The following is a 6,381-nucleotide window of genomic DNA, read 5'->3' on the forward strand; positions in this document are numbered from 1 at the left end:
TTCGAGAACAACTCAATTCGTTGCTGACGAAAAGCGATAACGCTGCAGGGCGCTTGATAGAAGTGGATGGGCAACCCTTGGAAGAAATGGTCTCAGATGAGCTTATCAAACAGGGCGTCATCGTCACAGATTTAGGCACTGCTATTCGCCGGTACGAATCGCTGATCCGCGATCACTTCGACCGCACGCCTTATGAGATTACAGACCGAAAGTTCACTTCCCTAGCGCAGACTTTTTGGACTGGCGGTAAGTTCATCTATGTGCCGGATAACGTTGAAGTTAAGTTGCCAATCGAGATGCACTCTTCGATTTTAAGCGGCAACGCAGTGTTCCCAAGACTATTAGTTATTGTGGGAAAGAACAGCAAGGTTGCCCTTCTCGATGAGTTTGTTTCACCGGATGCCAAGCATCAATCACTTTCAAGCGCCACCACCGAGATATTTCTCGGAGAGGGCGCGGATGTTCGCTATGTGCTGCTAAACCGATGGGGCGAAAACGTTTATCATTTTCACCATCAGCGTACTGTTTTGGGTAAAGATGCGCACTTAAAGACGCTGACAATCGGCCTGGGCAGTCACTTGACGAAGGCAACCATCGAGGCTTTTCTGAACGCGCAGGGTTCATCGAGCGACATGCTCGGTCTTGTTTTCGGCACCGGCAATCAACATTTCGACCACCATACCGTCCAATTCCACAAAGTCGGGCAGACTTTGAGCGATTTGCTCTTCAAAACCGCCCTCGATGACAAGGCGCACAGTGTCTATAGCGGACTAATTAGAATTGAAAAAGACGCCCAACGCTCAAACGCTTATCAAGCAAACCGAAATCTGCTTCTAAGTAAAGACACACAGGCGGACTCTATTCCAAACCTTGAAATCCACGCAAACGATGTCCGATGTTCCCACGGCGCAACAGTGGCTCCGATTGATCCCGAGTACATCTTCTACCTAATGAGCCGAGGCATCCCGGAAGTCGATGCCAAGCGCTTAGTAGTAGAAGGCTGGTTCGAGCAGGTACTCGACCGCGCTGATATTCCTGCATTACGAGAATTAGTCAGCGAACAGATAGCCGCAAAGATTAGAAAACAGGTGGGTGGGTAATGGCACGGTTTTTAGTTGGAAATGCAAGTAAGGTTGAAGAGGGGAAAGTGATAGTCGTGCGCGCAGGCGACCGACGTCTGGCGTTGAGCATGGTCGAGGGTAAGTATTATGCGATTGATGATGTATGCACCCACGACAGCGGCCCGCTTGGCGAGGGAGTGCTCTGTGACTACTCTGTCGAATGCCCTCGGCACGGCGCGCGCTTTGACATCCGAACCGGCCAAGCCTTATCTCTTCCTGCCACCCAAGGAGTAAGTTCCTATCCAGTCACGATTGATGGGGATGACATCTACGTGGAGTTACCGGATTAAGGAAATATCATGCAAGCAGCTAAGACAGGGAAAATTCATGATGTTGAAGGAATTCGGAAAGACTTTCCGATCCTTTCTCGGCAAGTAAACGGTAAGCCATTGGTTTACCTCGATAATGCCGCTACCTCTCAAAAACCAAGGCAAGTCATTGACGCCCTGGTGCAATACTACGAGACATATAACGCAAATACACGGCGTGGGCTACATACACTGGCTGAGGAAGCCACCAGCGCTTTCGAGTGTGCTCGTGAGAAGGTTGCTAAATTCATCGGCGCGCCGGATCCCTCGTGCATCATATTCACTCGGAACACGACCGAATCCATCAATATAATCGCATATTCATGGGGTCAATCGCACATCTCGCAGGGTGATGTGATTTTGCTTTCCCAACTCGAACACCATGCCAACCTCGTACCGTGGCAAAGATTAGCAAAGCAAACTGGGGCTGAGCTAAGATGGATCAAGCTGACCAGTGACGGCATGCTCGATATGCAGAGTTTGAAAGACGGGCTAGCTGCCGGCAGGGTAAAACTTGTCGCCATCTCTCATGCCTCGAATGTCCTCGGAACCATTATCCCCGTCACCGAAGTCGCGAAATTGGCGCACGAGCATGGCGCTCTTATAGCTATCGACGGAGCGCAGTCTGCTCCGCACTTTCCGGTGAACGTGACCGAGATTGACGCCGATTTCTACTCCATCTCAGCCCATAAAATGTTAGGGCCGACTGGAGTAGGTGCGCTTTATGGGAAGCTTGAGCTTCTCGATAGCATGGAGCCATTCTTAACCGGCGGTTCGATGATAGGGAAAGTGACTTTTGAATCTTCGACATGGGCAGAAACTCCTGCCAAATTCGAAGCCGGCACGCCCAGTATCGCCGATGCGATTGCTTGGGGAGCAGCGATTGATTATCTAAATGAATTAGGCATGGATTGGGTAAACGCTCATGAGCGTGAAATCACCGCCTATGCTCTCGAAAAGCTATCGGCAATAAATGGTGTTCGTCTTTATGGACCGATGAATGCACAGCAACGGGTTGGCGTAATCGCATTTACTATCGATGGCATTCATCCGCATGATATTGCACAGATTTTGGATGAAGATGGGGTTGCCGTTCGCGCAGGGCATCACTGCTGTGCGCCGTTAATGTCCATACTTGGTGTAAGCGCAACGGCAAGAGCTAGTTTTTATATTTACAACCGGCTCGATGAGGTCGATACTCTCGTCGAGGCAATCCGGAGAGCAAAGAAGGTATTCAGAATTGAACATTAATGATGAACTATATAGAGAAGTCATTCTCGACCATGCCCAAAGTCCCCGACATCGCGGGCTAATTGCGAATGCCGACCTCGTAGTGGAAGGTGTGAACCCTTTATGCGGCGATGAGCTTAAGCTTTCAATTAGGCGCGAGGATGGACGATTAATTGAAATTGGCATTCAAGGCGGGGGGTGTTCAATCAGCCTAGCTTCAGCCTCCATGCTCGCCGAAGCGGTTGAAGGCAAAACAGTCGAAGAGATTGATGCAATAATCGAGCGTGTAAAAGCTATGCTCACAGGAAAAGAACACGAGCCTATGGATGAGGATGAAGATTTGGCCGCCTTAGAGGGGATACGAAAGTACCCTGTCCGCGTCAAATGCGCCATGCTCGCATGGACAACTCTACAAGAAGCATTAAAGCAAAGTAAGGAGGGGCAATAATGGATTGGGGACCCGATGATGTCAAAACAAGACTAGAAGAAGTATTCGACCCAGAACTCGATATCAATATCGTCGATTTAGGTTTGGTTTGCGACGTTGAAGTCACACCCGATAAAGAAGTCATCCTAACCATGACTCTTACCTCGCCCGCCTGCCCTTTGGCGCCTCAAATTGAAAAGGACATCAACCAAGTCCTCTCCGAGATGCCCGATATCAAAAACGTCCAAATCAACTGGGTCTTCGACCCACCCTGGGACCCTTATGTAAACCCCACGGAAGACGGCCGCTTAGAACTTGGTATTTGGTAGAAAGTTAGTTGCTAGAGCTTTCTCTTTCTCTAAAATATCCGTCTAACCCTGAGTAGGCCTCTGGGCCATATCGAAGGGCGGATATGGTAAGAGTAAGGTTTTGGAGGAGGTTGCCATGAGCACAATCATCTCTCGCAGTGACACAGTGAGCAACGATCCAAATTCTGTCTGACTTCATCTTCGCAATTCGCCCCTGCAAATTACTTACTACCCTGCCTTAAACATGATAAAATCATTTCGGGATTATCAAAGCGGGCGGCTTGGATTTCGGCAACGGTTAGGCCGGCGCCGATAGCTACATTTTGGAGAAAGGCCTCAGTATGAAGATCGCTCGGGGAGTGGGTGTCGCTGTCGATCACCAGCTTTGCTCCGGTTTCTCTTGCTATTCTGGCAACGTGACCGTTGGTCAAGCTATGTCCTCGCCTTGAGGTGATCTCAAGATAGACATTATTTTCGAGAGCGAGTCTCGCCTCAGCTTCGGTGATTAAGCCAGGATGGGCAAGGATATCAACGAAGGGGCATTCAACGACTGCTCGGTTGATTCCGGGTTCGACCGGTTCGACGATCGTTTCGCCATGCACGACTACTATCTCAGCGCCGACCTTTTTAGCCATTTCAGCGACACGGCCGACCGCACTGGCGGGAACATAAGTCAACTCGACTCCCACTAATGCCGTGAAACCCCATTCGCTTTCAATGAATGCTCTATCCCTGCGAATCATATCAATCAGCGACTCGATATTCGCAGGACTGGCATGGTCGGTGAAAGCCATCGCCTTATAACCGTTCACCATCGCTCGTCTTGCGAGTTCAACAGGGGAAAGCTCTCCGTCGCTAAAAAAGGTGTGCATATGAAAATCGTATATCAATTTTTTCTCCTATCTATCAGCCGATAATTGTCATAACCAACTCAAGTATACCGTCCTGTGGCAAAGTGGGAGACTATGTTAATTACGCATTTTAGCGTGACTTGATCACGAGTTCATCAATTCTCCTTTAAAATGTTGCAGGAACAACCGAAGGTTTGGTACAATTGGAAAACCTTTGTGGAGAGTTACCCAAGTGGTTGAAGGGGCTGGTTTGCTAAACCGGTAGGGGTCGTAAGGCCCGCCAGGGTTCGAATCCCTGACTCTCCGCACTCCTGATATTACTTCTAATCAGGGAATCATTCTCTTTCTCCTCTGTAAATAACTGTATTGCAGCTCGACCGGCGACTAAAGTCGCGGCTGTTAATGGCTAAGTCCGCCTACGCGGTCTCTTTCTCTTAAGATTGCTACGGGTACGAGCCATCCCTTATGCCTCTACCCTCCCCCTGGTACTTCACATGAGCTAAAGGTGAAAGAATAGAGGGCGAAACTGTCGGAGGGGGACGAGAGATGTAAATCGTGATCCCCATATTTGTTGTTTATTACTAGGTTATACATGCGTGGAGCAGTAACTTGAATATAGCTTCTTCCCTGCTCGTCATACAACACGTCCTCACCCTTATCTTCCTTACCAATCGGCTTGCCGTCTTGCGTTAGGTAAACGCGGAAAGTTGCACCCTTCTCAGACTTGATCACCGCATTTACCTCTTTAGCGCGATACTTTAGGGCGATATAATCTTCCGGTTCAACAGTTTGACGAGAGTGGAGGATATTTTCTGAGCGAGCAAAATATTGACCGCTAGCATAAAGAACTCCTTCACGATGATTTCCAGAATCAACATAATTCGCTGACTGATCAGCCTTCAATCCGCCCGAATTACCCAACTCTCCCCGCGAATAGCCTGCATAGATTTCATGAGTAGTCGGATAACAGACCGCGCCAGGCTTATCCGATCCTCGTACTGTTCCCATCAATGGCGGAGCAACAAAATGAGGATTAGCCTTCTTAAGGAGCTGCTGAATACGCGCCTCAGTATCCCCATAATTGCCCTCACCGAAATGTTCGTAAACAATCAGTCCATCCTTGTCAATCAGATACTTGGCCGGCCAATAATGGTTAGCATAGGCATCCCAATTTTTATAGAGACTATCCACCAGCACGGGATACGCGACGCCTAAGTGCTTTACTGCCTCCAATACATTCGCCCTGTTTTTCGCGAATTCGAACTCAGGTGTATGAACGCCAATAATCACTAAGCCATCCTTTGCATACCGTTTGTGCCACTCATTTACATAAGGCAGCGTTCGGATGCAATTAACGCACGTATAATCCCAAAAATCCACCAAGACCACCTTGCCGCGTAAGTTTTTAATGTTCAGCGGGGGGCTGTTTATCCAATCCGCTTCGCCACCAATCAACTCAGGCGCATGGGTACTTGCTCTAAACATTCCTTTACCTCCCTCGGGGGTTATTTTAATTCCCATCAACAAAGCAATAAAAAGAAAGAGGACTACCACTACTATAAAAACTTTCATAATTACTCCTTTAATTAATATACGTTTTTAGCTATGCTATAAATCCCTATCGGCATAACTTAATAGTTGCTTCAAGAACGGGCAATAAGGTACATACAAGTTGGTAATGGGTAAGAAAAAGGTGGATTTGCTATGACAATTGATGAACAAATTGAATTTCTTCGACGAGCAACGACCGAAATCATTTCGGTAGAAGATCTAAAGAAGAAAATGATTAAGTCGGAAAAGACCGGTAAGCCGTTGCGAGTAAAGCTTGGGGTCGACCCGACAGCCTCTTCAGTTACACTTGGGTGGGCGGTTGTTCTGAGGAAACTGCGCGACTTCCAAACCCTTGGGCATGACGCGGTTTTGATTATCGGCGACTTCACAGCCACCATCGGCGACCCATCGGGCAAATCCAAAACCCGCAAGCAGCTTTCCCGCGAAGAGGTTGACGTCTTCTTCCGTGATCTTGAACCGCAGTTCTACAAGATTTTAATTCGTGAGAAAACCCATATCTATCACAACAGTGACTGGCTTGCGCCGATGCAGTTCGCCGATGTCATCCAACTTTGCTCAAAAACC

The 6,381-nt window shown here is 48.4% G+C and carries 8 protein-coding genes and 1 tRNA gene; 7 read left to right on the forward strand and 2 right to left on the reverse strand.

Annotated elements, in window-relative coordinates:
- The 5 genes from sufD to WCO51_08450 all read left to right on the forward strand — a co-directional run.
- On the forward strand, positions 1-1,100 hold a 1,100-nt coding region (sufD, locus tag WCO51_08430), incomplete at its 5' end, for a Fe-S cluster assembly protein SufD (protein ID MEI6513284.1).
- Entirely contained in the window at positions 1,100-1,411 is a 312-nt protein-coding gene (locus tag WCO51_08435; protein ID MEI6513285.1) for a non-heme iron oxygenase ferredoxin subunit, read from the forward strand. The genes sufD and WCO51_08435, both read left to right, overlap by 1 nt.
- Positions 1,412-1,444: 33 nt before the next feature.
- A complete protein-coding gene (locus tag WCO51_08440) occupies positions 1,445-2,680 on the forward strand; it encodes a cysteine desulfurase (protein MEI6513286.1) in 1,236 nt (411 codons plus the stop codon).
- Positions 2,670-3,107, forward strand: a complete 438-nt coding sequence (locus tag WCO51_08445) for an SUF system NifU family Fe-S cluster assembly protein (GenBank protein ID MEI6513287.1) — start codon at positions 2,670-2,672, stop codon at positions 3,105-3,107. Before WCO51_08440 ends, WCO51_08445 begins: the two co-directional genes overlap by 11 nt.
- On the forward strand, positions 3,107-3,415 hold the full coding sequence (locus WCO51_08450) for a metal-sulfur cluster assembly factor (protein ID MEI6513288.1): 309 nt from the start codon (positions 3,107-3,109) through the stop codon (positions 3,413-3,415). Before WCO51_08445 ends, WCO51_08450 begins: the two co-directional genes overlap by 1 nt.
- Before the next feature lie 200 nt (positions 3,416-3,615).
- On the opposite strand, the gene WCO51_08455 is transcribed toward WCO51_08450, so the two are convergent.
- The gene (locus WCO51_08455) at positions 3,616-4,284 is read right to left on the reverse strand and encodes a histidinol phosphate phosphatase domain-containing protein (GenBank protein ID MEI6513289.1); all 669 of its coding nucleotides are present in this window, start codon (positions 4,282-4,284) and stop codon (positions 3,616-3,618) included.
- Between the two features lie 179 nt (positions 4,285-4,463).
- Here WCO51_08455 and WCO51_08460 point away from each other — a divergent pair.
- Positions 4,464-4,551, forward strand: a tRNA-Ser gene (locus WCO51_08460).
- A gap of 165 nt (positions 4,552-4,716) precedes the next feature.
- On the opposite strand, the gene WCO51_08465 is transcribed toward WCO51_08460, so the two are convergent.
- Positions 4,717-5,817, reverse strand: a complete 1,101-nt coding sequence (locus tag WCO51_08465; protein MEI6513290.1) for a redoxin domain-containing protein — start codon at positions 5,815-5,817, stop codon at positions 4,717-4,719.
- Between the two features lie 132 nt (positions 5,818-5,949).
- Here WCO51_08465 and tyrS point away from each other — a divergent pair.
- On the forward strand, positions 5,950-6,381 hold a 432-nt coding region (gene tyrS, locus WCO51_08470), incomplete at its 3' end, for a tyrosine--tRNA ligase (GenBank protein ID MEI6513291.1).

This window comes from bacterium, assembly GCA_037131655.1.
Classification (GTDB): domain Bacteria; phylum Armatimonadota; class Fimbriimonadia; order Fimbriimonadales; family JBAXQP01; genus JBAXQP01.

Excerpts from the sequence above, each read along its gene's own strand:
- WCO51_08435 (MEI6513285.1), top strand. The coding sequence starts at position 1,100 with ATGGCACGGTTTTTAGTTGGAAATGCAAGTAAGGTTGAAGAGGGGAAA.
- WCO51_08450 (MEI6513288.1), top strand. The coding sequence starts at position 3,107 with ATGGATTGGGGACCCGATGATGTCAAAACAAGACTAGAAGAAGTATTC.
- WCO51_08465 (MEI6513290.1), bottom strand. The coding sequence starts at position 5,817 with ATGAAAGTTTTTATAGTAGTGGTAGTCCTCTTTCTTTTTATTGCTTTG.